Consider the following 22,999-nt stretch of genomic DNA (forward strand, 5'->3'; position numbering starts at 1 on the left):
CAGCTCGCCGCCGTTCGTCAAACCGAACATTCATCCGATGGAGCGAACAAATGCCGCCGGAACCCGCCGCCCCGCTGGCCACCATCGCCACCGCCCTACGCCGCGAACGGGAGCGCGTCGGCATCTCGCTCACCGAACTCGCCCGCCGAGCAGGAGTGGCCAAGTCCACTCTCTCCCACCTCGAATCCGGGACCGCCAACCCGAGCGTGGAGACGCTCTGGGCGCTCGGCGTGGCGCTCGGCGTACCGTTCGGGCGGCTCGTGGAACCTGTCGACGACGCCATCCGGGTGATCCGCGCCGGGGAGGGACCTCGGATCCGCTCCGAGCAGGCCGACTTCACCGGCACGCTGCTCAGCGCCGGTGCGGCGCACCTGCGGCGGGACGTCTACCTGATCGAGTTGGAGCCCGGCGCCGTCCGGGAGGCCGACGGGCACACCCCCCGCAGCGTCGAGCACGTGGTGGTGGCCGCCGGCCGGCTGCGCGTCGGTCCCGAGGCGAACCCCGTCGACCTCGATCCGGGCGACTACGCGACGTTTCCCGGCGACATCCCGCACCGCTACGAGGCACTGCTCCCCGGCACCTTCGCCGTCCTGGTGATGGAACATCCCTGAGCCCCGCACGCCGGTCCCGGGCGGACGGACCCGCTCGTAGGTGGAGTATCGTCGAGGACCAGATACGGTTATCGACCCAAATGTCCGGAACCGTCGGATAATGTTTGCCCCCGTGGGCAGCGCCATAGTGGCGGTGACCGAGCCCACGCCGTTACCCTCCATCCGCAGCCACGCCCTGCCGGAACGGGCGATCTGACCGGCACGCGAGGCCCCAGCGCGACAACTTGCAACGAGGTGACAAGCCGTGAGCGAGCGGACGCGAGCCGGCCACCGAGGCGTGGCAGGCGGCGACCGGACGCCCGGTGAGGGCACACCCCCGGGCACGTCGTCGCCCCCGGGCATCGCACCGCCATCGGAGATCGGCCTCGCGGCCGGATGTGGCGACAGGCCCAACGGATGAACGGTCGCTACACCGACCGCTGGCCGGACCCGAACGAACCGTCCTGGGTGGTCGAACCGACCACCGAGTGGCATCCCCAGTTCCCCGGCCAGCGCTATCCCGGCGACATCGGCGCATCCCACCAGCCACCTCCGCCGCCGCGCGGACGCGCGACAGTTGTCGGCCGCACCGAGGTGCCACCGCTGGCACCCACCCGCCCGGACGGCACGTACCTTGGCCGCTCCTGGGCCGACGAACCCCCTGCCGAGCAGGCTCACGACCGTTCCTGGCCGGACGACGAACCGGTCGGGAACCCGGCCTACAGTTGGCCGCGAGGTGACGACCGCCCGCTGGAGCCACCGCCGCGCGGCCGGTCCGACACCCCCCACTACGACCACGAACCGTACCGCCGCCCGCTGCCCGAGCCGCCCCGGCGCGAGGAACGCCGCTCCCCCGAGTCGGACCGGCGGACCGCCTGGTCCGACCGACGCCCCAGCGACGAGCGAGGGCCGGCCCGAGAGGCCGCCTGGCACCGCGAGCAGCAGGCTCCTGAGCGGTACGACAGCCGCCGGCCCCAGCCGACCGACCGGGGACATCCGGCCGCCCCGCCGGTCTCCCCCGCGCCCCGGTTCGACAGCGGCTGGGTCCCCGAGCCCGACGAGACGCAGCGCGGACGGGGCACATCGGAACGACAGGCCGCCGGCCACGACCGACGCACCCCCGACAGGTACGACGCCAGGCCGCCGCGCAGCCACGACGAGCGACCTGCCAACAGCTGGGCAGCCGAAGGTGCGGGCCAGTGGGCGCCCGTGGACGGCAGCTCGCGCCACCGCCCGGACCGCCGGCCCGACGACACCCGCCGCCCAGATCGGCCCGACGACGTTCGCCGCCCAGATCGGCCCGACGACGTTCGCCGCCCAGATCGGCCCGACGACGTTCGCCGCATGGAACGGCCCGACGACGTTCGCCGCATGGAACGGCCGGAAGACCTCCGCCGCCCGGAGCGGGCCGCCGAAGGCGCCGGGTTGGCCGGTCGGCCCCGACCGGACGGCAACCCCGGCGCGTCCGCCGACCGGCGGTACCGCCCGGACGAGGGATACGGCACGCCGCCGACGTCCGACGGCGGATGGCGGCACCGGCCCGAGCAGGAGGCACCGGAGCAGGCGCGCCGGGACGAACGCCGCCGGCCCGACGCCGAGCAGCACCGGCGCGAGGCAGCGGCCCGCGCCGAGGCGTACCCCGATCGCCGGCCGCGCGAGGAGACGCCGCCAGAGGCGTACCGCGAGCCCCGCGTGCAGCCCTCCTCCCGACCGGACGGCATGCTTCCGTGGCCGCCACCCGGTCCGGTGCGCCCGGACCGTACCCGGGAACCCGGCCATCGCACCGAGCCGCACCGTGGCCCCGAGACGGGCGCGCCGCCACGGCCAGCCCGACCCGACCGGGCACCAGCCGAACCCTCCCGGTACGACGACCGGCCGGCTCGTCCCGCCGCGACGGCACCGACCGCACCGACCGCACCGGGCCGGGCCACGCCGGTCCCGCAGGCGCCCGTCTCCCCGGCCACGCCGGGCACCGGCAGCGCTGGTCCGGTACGCCCGGTTTCTCCGGCGCGACCGGTATCGCCGGCACCTGTTTCGCCAGCACGACCGGTATCGCCGGCCCCCGGATCGCCTGCCACGCCTGGCCGGGACCGTCCAGCGGCCTTCACCCCGGACTCGCCTGCCCCGAGAACACCTGCCCCGAACTCGGCCGCACCGACCTCGCCTGCCCCGACCGAATACGAGCGCCGGCCGTCCACTCCCGCCGGTCACGATCGGGATCGGCCGGTGTCGGCCGTGCCGGTTTCCCCGACGCACGACGTACCTGTCTCCGGCCCGCCGGCCGCCCGGCTCCGACTGGAGTTCCTCCCCGCCCCGGTGCCCGCCGACCGGCACGAACCGTCACCGACCGACCGACACGAGCCGTCACCGCGGCCTGACCGACACGAGCCGTCACCGCCGACCGACCGACGCGAAGCGTCACCGCCGCCTGACTGGCGTGAGCCGTCCGAGCGGCGGACGCCGACCGGGCCGGCACCCACCGCCGCCGCCCAACCCGCCGCGCCACCGCGTTACCCCGGACCGGGCACGGGCAGCAGTCCGGGCACGGGCACCGGGCCGGACGAGGCGCGACGGGACGTGGCGCCTGCGGTCGCGCCACCTCCCACCTGGCAGCGCCCGGACCCGTCGGCCGTCCGCCCGCTCTCGACGCCCACATCGCCTGCCCCCGAGGTGGACGTCGACCGGGCGCTTCCGATCGCCCCCGGTGTGCCGCGCCGGTACGTACCCCCGCCGCCCTCGGAGCCGCCCACGTCGTCGGCTCCCCCACCGGCCGAGGTTCCGGCCCAGAAGCCGGACGCCTGGTTCGGCCCTGCCAAGCCTGCCGAGCCCGACAGGGTCGAGACAACCGAACGCGAGACCGAACGCCAGACGACCGAACGCGAGACGACTGAGCGCGAGACCACCGAGCCAACCGGGACGGTCGACGCGACCGACGCCACCGAAACAACCGACGCGACCGATCCAGCCGACGCGACCGACGATCGAGCGGTCCTCAGCAGCTCGGCCGTGCCTGTGTCCGGGCCGGTGGACGAGCACTACCTGTCGACGGTGGACGCCGAACCCACCGCCGCCGCTACCGCCGCCGACCGGTGGCCCGACTCCGCCGTCACGGCACCCGTTTCCGCGCCTCCGGCTAGGCCGATCTCCGCACCTCCGGCCACGCCCATCTCCGCACCTCCGGCCACGCCGACCTCCGCACCCCCGGCCACGCCGACCTCCGCACCCCCGACCACGCCGACCTCCGCACCCCCGACCACGCCCATCTCCGCACCCCCGGCCACGCCCGTCTCCGCGCCGCCTGTCTACGAGGTCGACGCGGACCGCGACGTCGATGTGGACGCCGACTTCGACGCGGACCACGACGACCAGGCAGGTGGGAACGACGACGAGGGCACGTACCGCGTGCATGCGGCCACGCCGCCGCCCGTTGACGCTGTCGAGCCAGCCCTGACCGAGGCACAGCATGCGGGTACGGCGGATGCCGGAACGCAGGTCCACAGCGAACACCCCCGCGACACCGACACCGACGAAGAGGGCGCGGAGCTTCCGAGCACAGACACCTTCGACGTACCGCCGGCGAACGGCGAGCCCGACGACCTCACGCCCCCGGACCGGCCGACGTCCGCACCACCGGCGCCGACCGACACGCACGCGCCAGCCACGGCGGACGCGGCTACCCCCACACACCACCCGGCCGTCGAGGCGACCTTCGCGCAGACTGAGGAGGGCGCCGAAACCGATGCCGAGGAGGACGCTGAGCCACCTGTTGCGGCACAGCCGGTGTCGGGTGCGCCTGCGGGCGTGGTTCCCGGACCACGGACCGGATCGGCGGACGCCGACGTGCCGATGCCGGCACCGCCCGCCGCCGCGCCGGAGCCGAGAAGACCGTCTCTGGCCGACCCGGGCGATCCGGAGCAGGTCCTGGCGGCGTACCGCTGGCGGCTGGACCCGGTCACCCTCCGTGAGGAGCTGACCGAGCCGGACAACATGCGGGCGATCCGGCGGCGGCTGACCGAGAAGCTCGGTTCGGCGATCGACAACCGGGCGCGAGCCCGGCTGCTCAGCCTGCGGGCGGTGGCGTCGCGGATCCTCGGCGACCTGGACGACGCGTTGGCCGACGGCCGGCTCGCCCTCACCTACGCGGAGGCGACCGGGGAACTGCGCCGGACCGCCCTGGCCCAGGCCCGGCTGGCACACGTGTTGCGCTGGCGCGGCGACTTCGCCGAGGCCGACCAACTCTTCGCCGAGGCCAACTCGATCGAGCTGCCCGACCGGCTGCGGGCCGCCCTGCACGAGCACGCCGGACGGACCTGCTACGACCAGGGCCGGCTGATGGAGGCCTGCCAGCACTTCGAGCGGGCCCTCGACTTGCGCGGCGCGGGCGACGCCGAACTGCTGGACCGGGTCCGGGTGGCGCTCGACGCGGTCACCGAACGAGCGTCCGCCGACGGCTTCGGCCCGTACCCCAGGAGTCGGGACGAGGTGCTCGACCGGGACCGGCCCCCGCAGCCGGACCAGGACGGACCACTGTGGGGCTACGTCGACCAGGACGGTGAGGTGGTCATTCCCGCCCGGTACGCCGAGGCGCAGCCGTTCCACGACGGCCTGGCCTGGGTCCGGCGGCCGGACACCGACCGGTGGTCCCTGATCAACCTGCTCGGTACGACGGTGATCCCCCCGTCCTACCGCGTCGCGCGCCCGTTCAGCGACGGCCTGGCCTGGGTGGTCACCGAGGGCGGGTGGACGGCGATCGACCCCACCGGCGCGGTGCAGGTCCCGCCGAACTTCGCAGAGGTACGTCCGTTCCGCCGCGGGCTGGCCGCGGTACGCCGTGAGGGATGGGGCGCTGTCGACCGGACCGGACGGATCGTGGTGCCTACCCGCTACCACGGCTTCGTCACCGAGTTGAGCGACGGTGGGCCTGTCGACGGCTTCACCGACGAGGGCCTCGTGGTGGTCGACGTGGCCGGTCGGCGCGGTGTGGTGGACCGGTCCGGTGCGGTGCTCGTGCCGCCTGCGTACCCGATGCTCGTCATCCACCCGGTGGCGTTCCTGGTCGGCAGCGGCGGCCGGTGGGGCGCACTGGACCGGCAGGGTGAGCCGCTCATCGACCCGGTGCACCGCGACCGCGCCGAGGTGCTGGCGGAGATCGACCGGCTGCTCACCGACGCCAACCCGGTGCTCTGAACGGCAGGTCGGCGGTAATGACCGACTGGGTCTAGGTTCAGTACATGGAATTCCGACACCTGGGCCGTTCCGGCCTGATGGTCAGCGAGATCTCGTACGGCAACTGGATCACCCACGGTTCACAGGTCGAGGAGGACGCCGCGTTCGCGTGCGTCCGGGCCGCCCTCGACGCGGGGATCACCACCTTCGACACCGCCGACGTGTACGCCGGCACCCGGGCCGAGGACGTGCTCGGCCGGGCGCTGGAGAACGAGCGTCGCGAGGGCCTGGAGATCTTCACAAAGGTCTACTGGCCGACCGGGCCGGGCCGCAACGACCGTGGTCTGTCCCGCAAGCACATCATGGAGTCGATCAACGGCTCGCTGCGTCGGCTGCGCACCGACTATGTGGACCTCTACCAGGCCCACCGGTACGACCACAGCACGCCGCTGGAAGAGACGATGGAGGCGTTCGCCGACGTCGTGCACTCCGGCAAGGCGCACTACATCGGCGTCTCCGAGTGGACTGCCGCGCAGCTGCGCGCCGCCCACTCCCTCGCCCGTGAGCTGCGCATCCCGCTGATCTCCAACCAGCCGCAGTACTCGATGCTGTGGCGGGTCATCGAGGCCGAGGTCGTACCGGCCAGCGAGGAGCTGGGCATCGGGCAGATCGTCTGGTCGCCGATGGGGCAGGGTGTGCTCTCCGGCAAGTACCTGCCGGGGCAGCCGCCGCCGGCCGGTTCCCGGGCCACCGACGAGAAGTCCGGCGCGAGCTTCATCTCCCGGTTCATGCGCGACGACGTGCTGACCCGGGTGCAGCAGCTCAAGCCCCTCGCGGAGCAGGCCGGGCTGAGCATGGCCCAGCTCGCCGTGGCCTGGGTGCTCCAGAACCCGAACGTCTCCTCGGCGATCATCGGCGCGTCCCGCCCCGAGCAGGTGCAGGACAACGTCAAGGCGGCCGGGGTGAAGCTCGACGCCGAGCTGCTCAAGGCGATCGACGAGATCATCGATCCGATCACCGAGCGGGACGCGGCGAAGACCGAGTCCCCCGCCCAGCGGCCCTGACGCGGCTCCGGCCCGGTCAGCAGCGCGGATCGGCGCGCCCGACCGGGCCGGAAAGCCCGCTCAGCCCCGCCGGCCGCTCAGCCCTGTAAGCCGCTCAGCCCTGCCAGAAGCGGATCAGGTCGAGGCCTGTGGCGTAGAGCCACGACGGCAGACCGAGCAGGTCGCCGACGGCGAAGACGGCATCGAAGAACCAGCCTCCGATGCGCGGGTTCCACAGCAGCGCGAAGAGCAGGATGAAGCCGTACGGGGCGAACAGGTCGTACATCTTGCGCCACTGCGGATTGAGCCACGGCTGGATCATGTTGCCGCCGTCCAGGCCGGGCACCGGCAGCAGGTTCAGCACGCTCGCGGTGAGTTGCAGGAAGCCCAGCAGCGCGACAGCGGCCCAGAACTCCACAGGGCCGCCCGACTGGGTGCCGAAGCGCACCGCGGCCACCAACACCAGCGTGAACAGCACGTTCGTGGCCGGGCCGGCGAGGCTGACAAGCGTGTGCCGCAGCCGACCCGGGATGGAGTGCCGGTCCACCCACACCGCGCCGCCGGGCAGGCCGATGCCGCCGAGCAGCACCACCACCACGGGCAGCACGATCGACAGCAGCGGGTGCGTGTACTTGAACGGGTTGAGCGTCAGATAGCCCCGGTGGGCGATGTCCCGGTCGCCGGCCCGGTAGGCGACCACCGCGTGGGCGTACTCGTGCAGGCAGAGCGAGACCAGCCAGCCGGTGACCACGAAGACGAACACGTTGAACCGGACATTGCCCACCTCGTTCCAGGTCAGGGCACCGCTGACCGCGAAGAGGGCGACCAGGCCGAGGAAGACCGGGCTGGGCCGGAATGCCGCCTTGGGCACGCCGAGCACCAGCCCGTCACCGCCCGGCCGGTCGTAACCCATCACTCGGCCGCGGGCTGCAGACTCATCCGGTAGTCCAACCGGTCGTCCTCCATGAGCGCGACCGAGGTGACGCCGGACGCCGCGAGCTCACGCCAGGTCTGACCGATCCAGGATTCGGCGTCGGCCTGGCTGCCGAACGACTCCGCCGGACCCTCGACCGTCTGGCCGTCCGTGCCCTCGTACCGCCAGCTCCACGCCATCTGCGCGTCTCCCCTCGCCGCTGAAGTCCCGCCGGGACGAACCTTCGCAAGCGTAGTCGGCCACGCTGACAGCGGCCCGTGCGGAGGTTCCACAGCGCGTACCTGAGGGTATGCCGCCGGCATCGGCACGGACCGACGGCGTACGACGGGGGGCGGGACGATGAGCAGGCCGTTGCGGGAATGGGACACCGATGATCTGCGGAACATCGCGGTACGGGGCGGCATCGAGGGCGCGCGGGAGATGGACCGGGAGGAACTTGTCGATTCCCTGCTCGCCCGCCCCGGCGAAGGTCTCTGGCAGGAGGACCCGAAGCCTGCGGACGTGAACCCCAACGACTATCAGTACCGCGCACCCGGCGAACGGTGATCCGGGCCGGGACAGCGCTACCTGTGCTGTTGGTGCCTTCCGGCTGGCTCTAAGGTACGAGCATGTCCGTTGAGGGGTGGAAGACGATCCTGGTGCTCGGCGGGATCCGATCCGGCAAGTCCGAGTTCGCCGAGTCTCTGGTCGCCGACGCGCCGGTGGTCCGGTACATCGCCACCGCTCCGGAGGGCGACCCGGAGGACACCGAGTGGGCGACCCGGCTCGCGGCGCACCGCGCCCGGCGGCCGGGCAGCTGGACCAGCGAGGAGACCGCCGGGGAGCCGCGGCGGCTCGCGGATGTGATCTCGTCCGCCGAGCCCAACGAGACGCTGCTCGTGGACGACCTCGGTGGCTGGGTGACGGTGCTGCTCGACCCGGACCACCAGCCCGCCGACGACCTGGCGACGGTCGCCGAGCTTGCCGAGGCGATCGGCTCCTGCGCGGCGCGGGTGGTGCTGGTGAGCCCCGAGGTGGGGCTGTCGCTGGTGCCGACCACCCCGCTGGGTCGGGCGTTCACGGACGCGCTCGGCGCTGTCAACCGGGCGGTCGCCGACGCCTGCGACTCGGTGGTGCTTGTGGTCGCCGGCCAGCCGGTCCCGCTGAAGCCGGCAGCCGTGCCGCCCACCGCCGCGGCTGCACCCGCTGTCGCTGCGACCGGGACAGCCTCGGTCGGCTCCGGGCCGAGCCCGATCGACGTCGAGCCCACCCCCGAGGTGCAGCTGCCCGACGTCCTGACCCACACGCCGCCGGTGGCCCCGAACCAGGAGCCCGGCAACCCCTGGGCCGCACCCACAATGGCACTGCCGATGGTGTCCACCGGGCTTGTCATCCAGCCCGGCATGGAACTGCCGATGCCCGACGAGTACGCCGGACCGCAGGCGGTGGACCGGCTGGCCACGCTGGACGTACCCGGCGCCGGGCTGGGCGTACTGGACCGGGTGGTCGGCTTCGCCGCCGCCACCCAGGGCACCTCCACCCCCCAAGCCTGGAGTTCGGTGCGGGTGCTGCTGCTGCACGGCGACCACGCCGGCGGGGCGTCGGCCGGCGCCGTGGCCGGCGAATCGGCGCGCCGGGCCGCGCAGGCCCGCGCAGGCCGGGGCGCGCTCGCCCGACTGGCCGCCGAGAGTGGTGCGAGCCTCCAGGTGGTGGACACTCCGGCCGCCGCGCCGATCGAGGACGGGCCTGCGCTCACCCTCGACCAGGTGGAGTCGGCACTGCGCTACGGCTGGCGGCTGGCGGAGCAGGCGGCCGACGCGGGCGTACAACTGCTGGTTGTGGCAGCGTGCGGCGCCGGCACCGAGGCGGCAGCGGCGGCGGTGCTGGCGGCCACTGCGGGCGCGGAACCACCGGCCGTGCTGGGCCGTGTCTTCACCGACGCCGGGGCGATCGACGACGCGGCCTGGATGGTCCGCTGCGCGGCGGTGCGCGACGCGCTGCACCGCACCCGACACTCGCCGCGCGGCGCGAAGGACGTGCTGTCCGAGCTGGGCGGCGGCGACGTTGCGGTGGCCACCGGCGTGCTGCTCGGCGCGACCGCCCGGCGGGTGCCGGTGCTGCTCGACGGGCCTGTCGGAATCGCCGCCGGGATGGTCAGCCGTGACCTGGCCGGGCAGGCGCGACACTGGTGCCTGCTTGCCGACCACGGCGGTCATCCGGCGGTACGGCTGGCCGCCGACGTGCTCGGCCTCAACCCGCTGCTCGACCTCCGGATGGACCTCGGCGAGGGCGCCAACGCGCTGGTGGCGCTCCCGCTGCTGCGCTCGGTGCTGGCGCTGGCAGCCGCGCTGCCGGTGCACCCGTCGCTTGCCGGCGGCGAGGCCCTGGACGAGCCGGCGACGCCGGAAACCGACCCGGACGACGCCGACACCGACGCCGACGACGTCGAGCCCGGGCAGACCACCGATCCGGACCGCGCCGCCGAGCCGGACTTCGTCGAACCGGAGCCGGCCGGGCCGGGCCCGACAAGCACCGAGCCGGACGCGCAGCCGGCGTCGGGCTGGCGTGCCGGCTGACTCGCGGCTCCTCGCGGGAGCCCGGCTGGCGGTCACCACCTTCACCACGCTTCCGGTACGCGCCGGACGGATCGACCGCACGGTGGCGGGCACCGCCATGGCGCTCGCCCCGGCCGTCGGCGCGCTGCTCGGCGCGCTGCTGGCAGGTGTCCTGCTGCTGGTCGGCGCTCTCGCCCCGGCGCTTGTGGCAGCCGGTGTGACGGTGGGCGCCGCCGCCCTGCTGACCCGGGGTCTGCACCTGGACGGGCTGGCCGACACGGTGGACGCCCTCGGCTCGTACCGACGGGGTGCCGCCGCCCTGGAAATCATGAAGAAGCCGGACGTCGGGCCGTTCGGCGTGGTGGCCCTTGTGGTCGTACTCCTGGTGCAGGCCGCGGCGCTCGCCGAGCTGGCCGGTCGTTCCTGGCCGGCGTGCCTCGCGGCGGTGGTCGCCGCGACAGCAGCCGGGCGGCTCGGCGTGACGGTGGCCTGCCGGCGGGGTGTGCCGGCGGCCCGGCCGGACGGGCTCGGCGCGCTGGTGGCCGGCACTGTCGGTCCGGTGGCGCTTGCCGTCGGCGCGGTCGCCGTCGTGCTGCTGGCGGTCCCGGCGGTGCCGGGCCGTCCGTGGCAGGGGCCGCTTGTCGTCGTGGCCGCACTCGCCGTCGCGGTGCCGCTGCTGGCCCACGTGGTACGCCGGCTCGGCGGGATCACCGGCGACGTGCTCGGCGCGACAGTCGAGGTGATCACCACGCTTGTCTACCTGGGTGTGGTGCTGTCCGGCTGAACAGCTCCGGGCCGGCCGGGTAGCGTTCGGCTCGACAGCACCGGCGCCGCCACCGGGGGAACGAACATGCTCATCACTGACGACTTCCTGCCCGTACCGGTACCGGAGTCGCTCAGCGCGACCTATCTGGTGCCGATGGAAGGGCTGCCGAAGGTCAGCGCGAAGACCGCGGTCGCCGCGCTTACCGGCCGGCTGGCCGAGCCGGTGCACGGCCTCGCACGGCAGATGCTGGACAGCCCGCTGATGAGCGTGGACACCCGGCCGATCACCGAGTTCCCCGAGCTGCCGCCCGATCTGCTCACCGCGTTCGGCGCCACCGAGGCGCAGCTCGCCCGGCTGGCCGCGGCGACACACCTGGTGGTGGTGCAGGCCGAATACCGGCCCGGCTGGCCACCGGCGCACGAGTGGGCGGCCCGGGCGGTCGCGGCTGCCGTTGCGGAATCCGTCGACAGCGACGTGGTGGACGTCTTCGGCCTGCAGTTCCTCGACCCGGCGACCGCGTTGCGCTCGCTCCCCGACGAGCACGGCCGGATCCGACTTGTCGACTGGGTGCTGGTGCCGTACTCCTCGGACACCGAGGGGCTCTGGTTCACCACGAAAGGGCTGCGCCGTTTCGGGCTGCTTGAGTTGCAGACCCAGGGCGTGCCCGACCATCTCACCCGCGCCTGGGGTGCGGTGCTGACCGGTGCGGCCCGGCGGCTGCTGCGGGACTGGACCGACGGCCTGTCCGGCGAGGAGGTGCCCGCGTTCGTGCAGCTCCCGGTGCTGGCGACGGTGACCGGGCACGACATCGCCGTGGCGTACGGCAATCCGGAGCAGCACGGTGCTACCGCGCCGGTGCTGCTGCGCCTGGAGCTGGACCCGGCGACCGACCCGGAGGCCGACTCGTTCCTGAGCCTGCGCCCGCCGGCCGGGCATCCCGGTCCGGACGGGCGCTACTACGCCGCCGCCTGCGCGACGCTGTTCGCCGGGATCCAGCCGGACGTGCGGTACGCCCGCTCCGGCGACGCGATGAGCCGGGCTGTCGCCACCGCCCGTGCGGCGTTGGGCGATGCCCGCGCCCGGTTCGTCGCCGGGCAGCTACCGCCGGAGTCGCAGCTGGTGGTCAAGTACGGGCTGCCCGGTGACGACGGCCCGGAGTACGTCTGGGCCGGCGTCACCTCCTGGGAGACCCCGGAGCGCATAGTCGGCGTGAGCGCCAGCGACGCCGCCACGGACCCGGCAGTCAAGATCGGATCCCCCGTGGTGATCGAGGCAACCGACGTAGTCGACTGGGCTGTCCTGAACGCGACAGGAGTGATCGAGGGCGGCTGGACCCAAGCAGTTCTGGACTCCGGCAATCCCCCCAAAACCCCCTAACCGCCCCCTGCGCCCTGCCCGCCCCCTGCCCCCCGCTCACCAATGCGTTGATCATGAGGTTAGCGGGTCACTGGAAGATCAAAGCGCCCGTCAACCTCATGATCACCGAGGCGGGGTGGGCAGAGGGGGCAGGGGGCGGGGCGGGCGGGGCGGGTTACTTCACTGAGGGGTTTACGAAAGGCGGCTTGGTAACCGTTAGTGGGGCGCGGCGGTTGCGGATGTTGATCTCGATCACGTCGCCTTCGGCGAGATTCGCGTCGGTGTCCAGCAGGGCCAGCGCGATGCCCTGCTTGCGCGTCGGGCTGAAGGTACCGCTGGTCACCTCGCCCACCTGCGTGTCACCGACGTGCAGCGTCATCCCGGGGCGCGGAATGGCCCTGTCGACCGCCACCAGGCCGCGCAGCGTACGCCGGGGACCGGCGGCCTTCTCGGCGAGCAGCGCGTCGCGACCCCAGAACGCCGGCTTGTCCCAGCCCACCGCCCAGCCTGAGCGTGCCTGCACCGGGGTGATGTCCAGCGAGAGGTCCTGCCCGTGCAGCGGGTAGCCCATCTCGGTGCGCAGCGTGTCCCGAGCGGCAAGTCCGCAGGCACGCAGGTCGAAGGCCGTACCGGCGGCGAACAAGGCGTCCCAGACGGTCACGGCGTCGTCCGCCGGCACCACGAGCTCGTAGCCCAGCTCGCCCGTGTAGCCGGTACGACAGACGGTCAGCTCCACGTCGGCCAGCGTGGCGGCGGAGAAGCTCATGTAGTCGTGCTCGGTGGGCAGGCCGAGGGCTGCCAGCAGCTCGCCCGAGCGGGGGCCCTGCACTGCCAGCACCGCGTACGCCTCGTGCTCGTCGGCGACCGTGACACCCTGCGGCGCGGCGGCGCGCAGCCGGCGCACCACCTCGGCGGTGTTGGCGGCGTTCGGGATGAGGAAGACGTGGTCGTCGGCGTACAGGTAGGCGATGATGTCGTCCACCACGCCGCCGGTGGCGTCGTCGCAGCAGAGCGTGTACTGCGCCCGACCCGGCCCGATCCGTCCGAGGTCGTTGCTGAGGCAGGCGTTGACGAACTCGGCCGCGCCGGGGCCTGTCACCCGGGCCTTGCCCAGGTGCGACACGTCGAAGACCCCCACCGCGGTACGCACCGCCGTGTGCTCCTTGAGCACCCCGCCACCGGCGTACTCCAGTGGCATTTCCCAGCCCCCGAAGGGGGCGAACTTGGCGCCGGCGGCGGTGTGCCGCTCGTGCAGCGGGGATCGGCGCAGCCGGGTCGCGGCGGCGTCGGAGGTCACGTCGGTCATGGGTGGCAACTTACCGGGGGCAACGCCGCTGGTTAGCATCGGCGGGACCCGTCGGCGGCATCGACGGGACAGCCCTGATGTCCGGCGGGTAGGTTCCGTCGGAGACCTTCACCGCCGGTACGCGACGCCGCGACCGGCCCGGCCCGCCCGGAGTAGCTTCAGTGACATCCCCCCGCACGACCACCCTGAGCCTGGTCGACACCGACCCGGCGGAGCTTGCCGTCGACGCGATCGTGATCGGCGTGCACAGCCAGACCGGAGAGCAGGGCGCCACCAGCGGCCTCGCCGGCACCCTGCTGCTCGCCAGCGGCGCGGAGAGCATCGCCGCCGCCTTCGACGGCAAGCTGACCGAGACGTTGGCGCTGCTCGGCGCGACCGGCGCCCCAGGGGAGGTGATCAAGCTGGCGACCCTGGGCACGGTCACCGCCCCGCTGGTCGCCGCCGTCGGGCTGGGTCCGGAGCCGTCGGGCGCCGCACCGGCGCCGGAGGCGCTGCGCCGCGCGGCCGGTTCGGCGATCCGGGCCGTGGCCGGCGCCGCGAAGGTGGCGCTCGCCATGCCGCTGCCGGACGACGCGGACGCGCCGGCTGCGCTGCGCGCTGTCGCCGAGGGGGCGCTGCTCGGCGGGTACCGGTTCGCCGGTTACAAGACCCGGCCGCAGCCGACCCGGCGGGAGCCGGTGGCCGAGGTGCTCATCGCCGTGCCGGACGCCGCTGACGCGGGCGCCCAGGCGGAGATCACCCGGGCGCAGGCGGTGGCCGGTGCGGTCCGGCTCAGCCGGGACTGGGTGAACACCGCCCCCAACGAGTTGCGTCCCCCGTCGTTCGCCGACGCGGTTGCCGGTGCCGCCCGGGAGGCGGGGCTCGACGTCGAGGTGCTCGACGAGGCGGCGCTCGCCGCTGGTGGGTACGGCGGCATCGTGGCAGTCGGGCAGGGTTCGGAGGCTCCGCCGCGGCTGGTGAAGCTCACCTACACCCCGCAGGGCGGCGGCAACGGCAAGCGTGTCGCGCTTGTCGGCAAGGGCATCACCTTCGACACCGGCGGCATCTCGATCAAGCCGGCGCAGGGTATGTGGGAGATGAAGTCCGACATGGCGGGCGCCGCCGCGGTGGGTGCCGCCATGCTGGCGATCGCCGCGCTGAAGCCGGCGGTGGCGGTCAGCGCCTACCTGCCGATGGCGGAGAACATGCCGTCGGGCAGCAGCTACCGGCCGGGTGACGTGATCAGCATGTACAACGGCAAGAAGGTGGAGGTGCTCAACACCGACGCCGAGGGCCGGATGGTGCTGGGCGACGCCATCGCCCGCGCGTGCGAGGACGGCACGGACTACCTGTTCGAGACGTCCACGCTCACCGGCGGCCAGGTGATCGCGCTCGGCAAGCGGATGGCCGGCGTGATGGGCACCCCGGAGCTGTGCGAGCGGGTCCGGACGGTGGGCGACGCGGTCGGCGAGCCGGCGTGGCCGATGCCGCTGCCGGACGACGTCCGCAAGGGCATGGAGTCCGACGTCGCGGACATCTCGCAGGTGAACGCAGGGATGGACCGGGCCGGGCACATGCTCCAGGGCGGCGTGTTCCTGCGGGAGTTCGTTGCCGACGGCGTGGCCTGGGCGCACATCGACATCGCCGGGCCGGGTTACCACTCGGGTGAGCCGACCGGCTACTGGACCAAGGGCGGCACTGGTGTTCCGGTCCGCACGCTCGTCCAGCTGGTCGAGGACGTCGCCGCAAACGGCTGAGAAGTGTAAGGAAGGGCCCCTTCTTAACGCCAGGCGTTAAGAAGGGGCCCTTCCTTACACCTCCTGGTCGGGACGGCGCTTGCGGCGTTCGTTGAAGTCGCGCATCCTCTGCGGGTAGCCCATCAGCCGCACGTCGTACACCGGAATCCCCATCCGGTACGCGAAGCGCCGCGCGCCGTCCGGGCCGTCGATGCGACGGCGGGTCCACTCCCCGTCGTCGGCGATCAGGATGACAGTGGTCTCGGTGACCGTCGTCCGAGGTTCGATGAACGCTTCGACGCCGCGCCGGCTGCGGATGAAGGCTTCGAGATGGGCCAGGTCGCCACTGTCGGCCGCGCGGTCGAGGCTCGACACACGCGGCTTCTTGCGACGTCGGAACAACCCCACCGAACATCTCCCCCAATGCTCCGTCGTCGACAACGGTGCCAAGGGTACGTGTCGATGACGTGTCGTTGGGCACCTCACTACGCGCCCTGTGCCGCATGGTGACAAGATGACCGAGGTGGGGTGTCCGTGTTACCCCTCTGTGACCCCCCGAAGCAGCGACGCGACCTGGGAGTTGGACGTGAGCGAGCCGAACGACGCAACCTTCGACATCGTCATCCTCGGAGGTGGCAGCGGCGGTTACGCCACCGCCCTGCGCGCCGTCCAGCTGGGCCTTAAGGTCGCGCTGGTCGAGAAGGGCAAGCTCGGCGGCACCTGCCTGCACAACGGTTGCATCCCGACCAAGGCGCTGCTGCACGCGGCCGAGATCGCCGACCAGACCCGCGAGTCGGAGCAGTTCGGTGTGAAGGCCGAGCTGGTCGGCATCGACATGGCGGCGGTCAACGCCTACAAGGACGGCGTGATCTCCCGGCTCTACAAGGGCTTGCAGGGTCTGGTGGGCGGCTCGAAGGACATCACCTTCGTCGCTGGCGCCGGCAAGCTGGTCGGCAAGAACGTCGTCGAGGTCGACGGCAAGCGCTACACCGGCCGCAACGTCGTGCTGGCCTCCGGCTCGTACGCCAGGAGCCTGCCCGGCCTGGAGGTCGACGGCGAGCGGATCATCACCAGTGACCACGCGCTCACCCTGGACCGGGTGCCGTCGTCGGTGATCGTGCTGGGTGGCGGCGTGATCGGCGTCGAGTTCGCGAGCGTGTGGAAGTCCTTCGGCGTGGACGTGACGATCGTCGAGGCGCTGCCCCGGCTGGTCGCCGCCGAGGACGAGGAGTCGTCGAAGGCGCTGGAGCGGGCGTTCCGCAAGCGGAAGATCAACTTCAAGGTCGGCAAGCCGTTCGAGAAGGTCGAGAAGACCGAGAACGGCGTCAAGCTGACCATTTCCGGCGGCGAGACCGTGGAGGCCGAGCTGCTGCTGGTCGCCGTCGGTCGCGGCCCGAACACCGCCAACCTCGGGTACGAGGAGCAGGGCGTCAAGATGGACCGCGGCTACGTGCTCACCGACGAGCGGCTGCGCACGAGCGTGCCGAACGTCTACGCGGTCGGCGACATCGTGCCGGGCCTTCAGCTCGCGCACCGCGGCTTCCAGCAGGGCATCTTCGTCGCCGAGGAGATCGCCGGGCAGAACCCGGCGGTCATCGACGAGGTGGGCATCCCGCGGGTCACCTACTCCGACCCGGAGCTGGCGTCGGTGGGCCTGACCGAGGCGAAGGCCAAGGAGCAGTACGGCGCCGACAAGGTCAAGGCCTACAACTACAACCTGGGCGGCAACGGCAAGAGCCAGATCCTCAAGACCACCGGCTTCGTGAAGCTGGTCCGGGTGGAGGACGGCCCCGTGGTCGGCGTACACATGGTCGGCGCCCGGGTGGGTGAGCTGGTCGGCGAGGCGCAGCTCATCTACAACTGGGAGGCGTACCCGGCGGAGGTCGCCCAGCTCGTGCACGCCCACCCGACCCAGAACGAGGCCCTGGGCGAGGCGCACCTGGCCCTCGCCGGCAAGCCGCTGCACGCGCACGCCTGATCACCCAAACCGCGGCGTCCGGCGACGGGCGAAGATCCCCTAGGGGAATGAAGGAGTCTGGAGAACATGCCGGTATCGGTCACCATGCCCCGGCTCGGCGAGAGCGTCACCGAGGGCACCGTCACGCGCTGGCTCAAGCAGGAGGGCGACACCGTCGAGGTCGACGAGCCCCTGCTCGAGGTCTCGACCGACAAGGTCGACACCGAGATCCCGTCGCCCGCGGCGGGCGTGCTGAGCCGGATCGTGGTCGGTGAGGACGAGACCGCCGAGGTCGGCAGCGAACTGGCCGTCATCGCCGGTGAGGGCGAGTCGACGGGTGGCGGCGAGGCCGCACCGCAGGAGCAGCAGGAGGCTCCGGCCGAGGCAGTGGAGCCGGCCGCCGAGCCGACCGCCGCCGCCGAGGGCACCGCCGACCAGGTGGCACAGGACGAGGCACCGGCCCAGGACGAGGCGCCGGCTCCGGCCGCCGCGCCGTCGGGCGAGGGCACCGCGGTGAAGATGCCGGCCCTGGGCGAGAGTGTCACCGAGGGTACGGTCACCCGCTGGCTCAAGCAGGTCGGCGACACCGTGGAGGTGGACGAGCCGCTGCTGGAGGTCTCCACGGACAAGGTGGACACGGAGATCCCGTCCCCGGTCGCCGGCACCGTGCTGGAGATCAAGGTCGCCGAGGACGAGACCGCCGACGTCGGCGCGGAGCTGGCCGTCATCGGCGCCGCTGGTGGTGCTCCCGCCCAGGCCGAGCCCGAGTCGAAGCCCGAGCCGAAGGCGGAGGCCAAGCCCACGCCGAAGGCCGAGCCGAAGCCGGAGCCGAAGGTCGACGAGCCGACCCCGGGCACGTCCTACAACGAGCCGGCCGCGGAGACGGAGTCCTCGGCGCAGCCGGCGAAGACCGAGCAGGCCGCGCAGCCGTCCGCCCCGACGAGCGCCCCGCAGCGCCCCGCACAGGGCGACGGCGAGGAGGTCGTGGGTTACGTCACCCCGCTGGTACGCAAGCTGGCAGGTGAGCACGGCGTCGACCTGTCCTCGCTCAGCGGCACCGGCGTTGGCGGCCGGATCCGCAAGCAGGACGTCCTCGACGCTGCGGAGAAGGCCAAGGCCGCCCCTGCCGCCGCACAGCCGGCCGCCGCGTCGTCGGCGGCACCGGCCAAGCCGGCCGCGAAGCCGCAGCCCAGCGGCAAGCGGGGCACCACCGAGAAGCTGCCCCGCATCCGCAAGGCCATCGCCACCCGGCTGCACGAGTCGCTGCACGAGATGGCGCAGCTCACCACCGTGGTCGAGGTGGACGTCACCCGGGTCGCGAAGCTGCGCGCCCAGGCGAAGGACTCGTTCCAGCAGCGGCACGGCGTGAAGCTGTCCTTCCTGCCGTTCTTCGCGCTGGCGGCGATCGAGGCGCTGCAGACGTACCCGATCGTCAACGCCCGGATGGATCTCGAAGGCGGGACGATCACCTACCCGGAGGCCGAGCACCTCGGCATCGCCGTGGACACCGAGCGTGGCCTGTTGACGCCGGTCATCCACAACGCGGGTGACCTCAACCTGGGCGGCATCGCCAAGCGCGTCGCCGACCTGGCCGAGCGGACCCGCACCAACAAGATCAGCCCGGACGAGATCGCCGGTGCGACCTTCACGCTCACCAACACGGGCAGCCGGGGCGCGCTCTTCGACACCCCGATCGTGCCGTCGCCGCAGTCGGCGATGCTGGGCACGGGTGCCGTGGTGAAGCGTCCGGTGGTTGTCAACGACCCGGATCTGGGCGAGGTCATCGCGGTCCGGTCGATGGTCTACCTGGCCATGTCCTACGACCACCGCCTGATCGACGGCGCCGACGCGGCCCGCTTCCTGACCGCGGTCAAGGAGCGGCTGGAGGCCGGCAACTTCGAGTCGGAGCTGGGTCTGGCCTGATCGTCATAGCAACGCCGAGAGGCGCCCCGGTCGTCGACCGGGGCGCCTCTTCGTTCGGCTGGTGTCAGGACCGCCGCACGAGGCCGTTCGGGCGCGACAGTCCAGGTCTCAGCCCTTCAACAGGGCCGTGGAGACCTGCCAGAGCCGTTCGGCGGCTTCCGGGTCCAGCGCGTACTCGGCGACGCCGCGCCGCTCACCAGGCTGGGCCAGGCCCGCCTCCTGGCAGTCCTCGAAGTAGCGCCCACCGACCCCGTCGAGCAACGGCGAGGCCGCGACAAGCACCGACGTGGCGGCGCCCTGTTCGGCTGTCTTCCAGGCCGCCGCGTTGCCCGCGCGCATCCGGCTCAGTTCCTCCTCGCTGACGTACCGTTGCAGGTTGGTCTTGATCGCGCCGGGCATGAGCGAGTTGGCAAGGATGCCGTCGTCGGCCCAGCGGCGGCTCGCCTCCACAGCGAAGAGCACGTTGGCCGTCTTCGACTGCCCGTACGCCTGCCACGGCTCGTACTCCCGACTGTCGAACTGGATGTCGTCGAAGACCACCGGGGAGCGCAGGTGGGCGGCGGAGCTGACCGAGACGATCCGGGCCCCGTCGGCGGCGGCGAGGGAGTTCCGCAGCCCGGTGGCGAGCGCGAAGTGGCCCAGGTGGTTGGTGGCGAACTGCATCTCCCAGCCCTGCGGGGTCCGGCTCAGGGGCGCGGCCATGATGCCGGCGTTGTCGACGAGGATGCGCAGCGGGCCGTCCCAGTTGGCCACGAAGTCGGCGATCGACCCCTGGTCGGCGAGGTCGAGCGGGGCGACCAGGACCTGGTCGTTGCCTGTGGTGGCGGTGATGTCGTCGGCGGCGCGTTGCCCGGCGTCGGTGTTGCGCACGGCAAGGGTGACCTGGGCGCCGACGCCGGCCAGGGCACGGGCGGTCTCCACGCCGATGCCCGACGAACCGCCGGTGACGATCGCCCGCCGTCCGCCGAGGTCCACGCCCTGGATCACGTCCATCGCCGTGGACTCGTTGGTGAACGGAGTGGTGATCGGGTTGTTAGTCGTCATTGTCCATCCTTGTCCGGGTGGGGCGGTCGTTGCGACCGCGAACGACTGCTGGAGGCACGGTCGAGGTGTTTTCCCGCCCCGGGCCGGAGGTAACGCTCGACGCCGCCGCCTCGGGTGTCGGCACGCGCGCTGAGCCTGCGACGCCGCTGCCCCGGACAGCTGCGGCACCAGGCGCAGGCTGGCCCGTTCGGCCTCCGACCGCGCCATACGCTGCCAGAGTGGGACCGTGGGCGGCTTCCGGCGGCGTGGGCATCTGGGACCCGCTGTCCCGATCGCCCCCGGCGCCCGCGTGGACAGGTTCGAGGTCTTCTTCGACCTGGTATTCGTCTTCTCGTTCTTCATCATCACCCGGGCCACCGCCGCGAACATCTCCGGCCGGCAACTGCTGCACGCCGGCCTGGTGCTCGCCGTGCTCTGGTGGTGCTGGGTCGTGCACAGCCTCGTGGCCACCCGGGTCCGGCTCGGCGAAGGCTACGTACCGGTGCTCATGGTCATCGCCATGGCCGCGCTGTTCTCGTTCGCGCTGGGGCTGCCGCAGGCGTTCAGCGACCCGAGGGGAGGTGCCGCCGGCCCCATGCTGGTGGCCATCAGCTACGTCGTGGTCCGGGGCGTACACATGGTCCTGTACCAGCATGTGGTGCGGGACAGCCCGCAGGAGCGCCGACAGCTGCGCCGCTTCGCCCCGGAGCTGGTGGCGAGCATCGTGCTGCTGCTGGCCGCCGCGCTGATCCCGCTCCAGATCGCCGACACCGACACGGCCGCGATAGTCCGGGACGGGCTGTGGATCGCCGTGGTGCTGGTCCAGTACGCCACCGGCTTCATCGTCGGCACGTGGGGCTGGGGGGTGACAAGCGCCGAGCACTGGACCGAGCGCTACGACCTCATCCTGATCATCGCGCTGGGCGAGTCGGTGATCTCCGTCGGCGTCGGCGGCAACCTGCTCGGCCAAGAGGTCACCTGGCCGGCGGTGGCGGCGGCCACGCTCGGCATCGTGCTCACCGCAGCCCTGTGGTGGGCGCACTTCGACTTCATCGGCCCGGCGGCCCGGATCGCCCTGCACGCGGCCGAGGGCAGCCCACGGGTGGCGATGGCCCGGGACGCCTACGCGTACCTCTACCTGCCGATGATCGCCGGGATCATCCTCTTCTCCATCGGCAGCGAGGAGATCCTGCACCAGGTCACCGACCCGGCCGGCGGGCCCGCGCAGCGGATCGACGGGCCCGCCGTGCCGATGCTCTTCGGCGGGCTGATCTGCTACTTCGCCGTCAACCTGCTGTTCCAGTTGCGCACCCTGCACACAGTCACCTGGACCCGGATCGGCGTGATCGTGGCGCTGACGGTGGCCCTGCCGCTCGGCCAGCACCTGCCGGCTCTGGGCGCGCTCGCCCTCGCCACAGCGATCTGCGTCGGCCTGGTGGCCGTCGAGGTGCTTGTGCTGTCGAGCTCACGGCACGCGCTGCGGGCCGTCGTCTTCGAGGAACGGACCACCCACGAGGCCAGCGAGGCCGCCTGGCGGGCACGCTGGCACGACAAGCACGAGCCGGAGAAACCCACCCCCTGACCAGCCTTCTCCCCTTGGCAGAATCGCTGGCCGTACCCGTGCCGTGGCAGGCACGCTGAGCCGCGTGATCACCTTCTCGGTCCAGGCGAGCCCGTCCGACGCCGCCAGTTGGTGCGAGCTCGCCCGCCGGGCCGAGTCCGCCGGCTACGACGCGCTGCTCGTCGGCGACCACCCGGGCGGGGTGCCCGCGCCGTTCGTCGCACTGGCCGCCGCCGCGTCGGTCACCTCGACCCTCGGGCTCGGCTCGTACGTCTCCAACGCCGGCGTCCGCGAACCGGCCCTGCTCGCCACCGACGTGGCCACCCTCGACCTGGTCTCCGGCGGGCGGGCCCGGCTCGGCATCGGCGCCGGCCACACCCCGGCCGAGTGGCGTGCGGTCGGACGCGAGCGCCCCGACGTCGCCGGCCGGGTACGCCGCTGCATCGCGGTGACCGAGGCCGTACGCGCGCTGCTGGCCGGCGACGAGGTCACCGTCGAGTCCGCCGACCTCGTGATGCGTGCCGCGCGGCTGGACCGGCCACACCCGGTGGGGTCCCGGATCCCGCTGACCGTCGGCACGGCGAACACGGAGTTGCTGCGCTGGGCCGGCGCGCACGCCGACGTGGTGGGGCTTACCGGCTTCGGCCGTACCCTCGCCGACGGCCACAACCACAAGGTGCGCTGGCGTGCCGCGCAGCTCGACGCGCAACTGGCGGCGGTCGCGGCCGGAGCGGCCGGGCGGAACGACCCGCCGGCGTTGGAGGCGCTGGTGCAGAAGGTGGCAGTGGGCGACGGTGCTCAGGCCGCCGCGGAGCAGATCGCCGAGGAGACCGACCTGACCGTCGACGAGCTGCTGGCCACGCCGTTCGTGCTGATCGGCAGCCCGGACGAGATCGTCGCCGCGGTGGCGGCGCACCGGCGGCGCTGGGGCGTCACCCGCTACGTGGTACGCGCCGACGCGCTCGACCCGCTGGCCTCGCTGCTGCCCCGGCTGGCGGCAATCGCCTGATCGTCACGCGCCGGATCGTGGCGCGCCTCGTCGTGGCGCGCCTCGTCGTGGCGCGCCTCGTCGTGGCGCGCCTCGTCGTGGCGCGCCTCGTCGTGGTGCGCCTCGTCGTGGTGCGC

At 72.8% G+C, this 22,999-nt stretch carries 17 protein-coding genes; 12 read left to right on the forward strand and 5 right to left on the reverse strand.

All coding sequences use genetic code 11. The features are described from left to right. Positions 1–50: 50 nt before the first annotated feature. The 3 genes from ACLQ23_RS19135 (at position 51) to ACLQ23_RS19145 (ending at position 6,820) form a co-directional block, all read left to right on the forward strand. Positions 51–611: a helix-turn-helix domain-containing protein gene (locus ACLQ23_RS19135; protein WP_355593179.1), complete on the forward strand. Its 561-nt coding sequence runs from the start codon at positions 51–53 to the stop codon at positions 609–611. Between the two features lie 396 nt (positions 612–1,007). After that, complete coding sequence (locus ACLQ23_RS19140) at positions 1,008–5,777, forward strand: WG repeat-containing protein (RefSeq protein ID WP_425880881.1); 4,770 nt, start codon at positions 1,008–1,010, stop codon at positions 5,775–5,777. A gap of 44 nt (positions 5,778–5,821) precedes the next feature. Next, complete coding sequence (locus ACLQ23_RS19145; protein ID WP_355593183.1) at positions 5,822–6,820, forward strand: aldo/keto reductase family protein; 999 nt, start codon at positions 5,822–5,824, stop codon at positions 6,818–6,820. 94 nt (positions 6,821–6,914) lie between these two features. Here ACLQ23_RS19145 and ACLQ23_RS19150 read toward each other — a convergent pair whose 3' ends face one another. Together ACLQ23_RS19150 and ACLQ23_RS19155 are read right to left on the reverse strand one after the other, a co-directional pair. After that, positions 6,915–7,712: a site-2 protease family protein gene (locus tag ACLQ23_RS19150; protein WP_355593185.1), complete on the reverse strand. Its 798-nt coding sequence runs from the start codon at positions 7,710–7,712 to the stop codon at positions 6,915–6,917. Further along, positions 7,712–7,912 carry a hypothetical protein gene (locus ACLQ23_RS19155; RefSeq protein ID WP_355593187.1) on the reverse strand — a complete coding sequence of 67 codons (201 nt, stop codon included), beginning with the start codon at positions 7,910–7,912 and terminating at the stop codon, positions 7,712–7,714. Before ACLQ23_RS19155 ends, ACLQ23_RS19150 begins: the two co-directional genes overlap by 1 nt. 160 nt (positions 7,913–8,072) lie before the next feature. Between ACLQ23_RS19155 and ACLQ23_RS19160 the strand changes: the two genes are divergently transcribed. The 4 genes from ACLQ23_RS19160 to ACLQ23_RS19175 all read left to right on the forward strand — a co-directional run bounded on the left by ACLQ23_RS19160 (position 8,073) and on the right by ACLQ23_RS19175 (position 12,410). Next, the gene (locus ACLQ23_RS19160; protein ID WP_053657931.1) at positions 8,073–8,279 is read left to right on the forward strand and encodes a hypothetical protein; all 207 of its coding nucleotides are present in this window, start codon (positions 8,073–8,075) and stop codon (positions 8,277–8,279) included. Positions 8,280–8,341: 62 nt separating this feature from the next. After that, entirely contained in the window at positions 8,342–10,288 is a 1,947-nt protein-coding gene (cobU, locus tag ACLQ23_RS19165) for a bifunctional adenosylcobinamide kinase/adenosylcobinamide-phosphate guanylyltransferase (RefSeq protein ID WP_355593189.1), read from the forward strand. Then, the gene (locus tag ACLQ23_RS19170) at positions 10,278–11,051 is read left to right on the forward strand and encodes an adenosylcobinamide-GDP ribazoletransferase (RefSeq protein WP_355593191.1); all 774 of its coding nucleotides are present in this window, start codon (positions 10,278–10,280) and stop codon (positions 11,049–11,051) included. Before cobU ends, ACLQ23_RS19170 begins: the two co-directional genes overlap by 11 nt. A 66-nt stretch (positions 11,052–11,117) precedes the next feature. Then, positions 11,118–12,410: a DUF2314 domain-containing protein gene (locus ACLQ23_RS19175; RefSeq protein WP_355593193.1), complete on the forward strand. Its 1,293-nt coding sequence runs from the start codon at positions 11,118–11,120 to the stop codon at positions 12,408–12,410. Positions 12,411–12,564: 154 nt separating this feature from the next. On the opposite strand, the gene gcvT is transcribed toward ACLQ23_RS19175, so the two are convergent. Then, positions 12,565–13,695 (reverse strand): glycine cleavage system aminomethyltransferase GcvT, encoded by a 1,131-nt coding sequence (gcvT, locus tag ACLQ23_RS19180; RefSeq protein WP_355593195.1) that lies wholly within the window; start codon positions 13,693–13,695, stop codon positions 12,565–12,567. Between the two features lie 161 nt (positions 13,696–13,856). Between gcvT and ACLQ23_RS19185 the strand changes: the two genes are divergently transcribed. After that, positions 13,857–15,431, forward strand: a complete 1,575-nt coding sequence (locus ACLQ23_RS19185) for a leucyl aminopeptidase (protein ID WP_355628051.1) — start codon at positions 13,857–13,859, stop codon at positions 15,429–15,431. 54 nt (positions 15,432–15,485) lie between these two features. Here ACLQ23_RS19185 and ACLQ23_RS19190 read toward each other — a convergent pair whose 3' ends face one another. Next, a complete protein-coding gene (locus ACLQ23_RS19190; protein ID WP_425880882.1) occupies positions 15,486–15,818 on the reverse strand; it encodes a hypothetical protein in 333 nt (110 codons plus the stop codon). 139 nt (positions 15,819–15,957) lie between these two features. Here ACLQ23_RS19190 and lpdA point away from each other — a divergent pair, with 139 nt between their 5' ends. Further along, positions 15,958–17,388 carry a dihydrolipoyl dehydrogenase gene (gene lpdA / locus ACLQ23_RS19195; protein ID WP_425880883.1) on the forward strand — a complete coding sequence of 477 codons (1,431 nt, stop codon included), beginning with the start codon at positions 15,958–15,960 and terminating at the stop codon, positions 17,386–17,388. 66 nt (positions 17,389–17,454) lie between these two features. Then, complete coding sequence (gene sucB, locus ACLQ23_RS19200) at positions 17,455–19,290, forward strand: 2-oxoglutarate dehydrogenase, E2 component, dihydrolipoamide succinyltransferase (RefSeq protein WP_425880884.1); 1,836 nt, start codon at positions 17,455–17,457, stop codon at positions 19,288–19,290. A gap of 108 nt (positions 19,291–19,398) precedes the next feature. On the opposite strand, the gene ACLQ23_RS19205 is transcribed toward sucB, so the two are convergent. Next, positions 19,399–20,334: an SDR family NAD(P)-dependent oxidoreductase gene (locus ACLQ23_RS19205; RefSeq protein ID WP_425736032.1), complete on the reverse strand. Its 936-nt coding sequence runs from the start codon at positions 20,332–20,334 to the stop codon at positions 19,399–19,401. Positions 20,335–20,560: 226 nt separating this feature from the next. On the opposite strand from ACLQ23_RS19205, the gene ACLQ23_RS19210 reads away from it, so the two are divergent. Beyond that, positions 20,561–21,895 (forward strand): low temperature requirement protein A, encoded by a 1,335-nt coding sequence (locus ACLQ23_RS19210; RefSeq protein WP_355597454.1) that lies wholly within the window; start codon positions 20,561–20,563, stop codon positions 21,893–21,895. A 64-nt stretch (positions 21,896–21,959) separates the two neighbouring features. Continuing rightward, a complete protein-coding gene (locus tag ACLQ23_RS19215; RefSeq protein WP_425880885.1) occupies positions 21,960–22,883 on the forward strand; it encodes an LLM class flavin-dependent oxidoreductase in 924 nt (307 codons plus the stop codon). The last annotated feature ends 116 nt before the right edge of the window (positions 22,884–22,999 follow it).

Origin of the sequence: Micromonospora sp. DT41 (genome assembly GCF_049841715.1) — a bacterium.
GTDB classification, from domain to species: domain Bacteria; phylum Actinomycetota; class Actinomycetes; order Mycobacteriales; family Micromonosporaceae; genus Micromonospora; species Micromonospora profundi.

Excerpts from the sequence above, each read along its gene's own strand:
- cobU (WP_355593189.1), top strand. The coding sequence starts at position 8,342 with ATGTCCGTTGAGGGGTGGAAGACGATCCTGGTGCTCGGCGGGATCCGA.
- ACLQ23_RS19205 (WP_425736032.1), bottom strand. The coding sequence starts at position 20,334 with ATGACGACTAACAACCCGATCACCACTCCGTTCACCAACGAGTCCACG.
- ACLQ23_RS19145 (WP_355593183.1), top strand. The coding sequence starts at position 5,822 with ATGGAATTCCGACACCTGGGCCGTTCCGGCCTGATGGTCAGCGAGATC.
- sucB (WP_425880884.1), top strand. The coding sequence starts at position 17,455 with ATGCCGGTATCGGTCACCATGCCCCGGCTCGGCGAGAGCGTCACCGAG.
- ACLQ23_RS19135 (WP_355593179.1), top strand. The coding sequence starts at position 51 with ATGCCGCCGGAACCCGCCGCCCCGCTGGCCACCATCGCCACCGCCCTA.
- ACLQ23_RS19160 (WP_053657931.1), top strand. The coding sequence starts at position 8,073 with ATGAGCAGGCCGTTGCGGGAATGGGACACCGATGATCTGCGGAACATC.
- ACLQ23_RS19155 (WP_355593187.1), bottom strand. The coding sequence starts at position 7,912 with ATGGCGTGGAGCTGGCGGTACGAGGGCACGGACGGCCAGACGGTCGAG.
- gcvT (WP_355593195.1), bottom strand. The coding sequence starts at position 13,695 with ATGACCGACGTGACCTCCGACGCCGCCGCGACCCGGCTGCGCCGATCC.
- ACLQ23_RS19150 (WP_355593185.1), bottom strand. The coding sequence starts at position 7,712 with ATGGGTTACGACCGGCCGGGCGGTGACGGGCTGGTGCTCGGCGTGCCC.
- ACLQ23_RS19175 (WP_355593193.1), top strand. The coding sequence starts at position 11,118 with ATGCTCATCACTGACGACTTCCTGCCCGTACCGGTACCGGAGTCGCTC.
- ACLQ23_RS19140 (WP_425880881.1), top strand. The coding sequence starts at position 1,008 with ATGAACGGTCGCTACACCGACCGCTGGCCGGACCCGAACGAACCGTCC.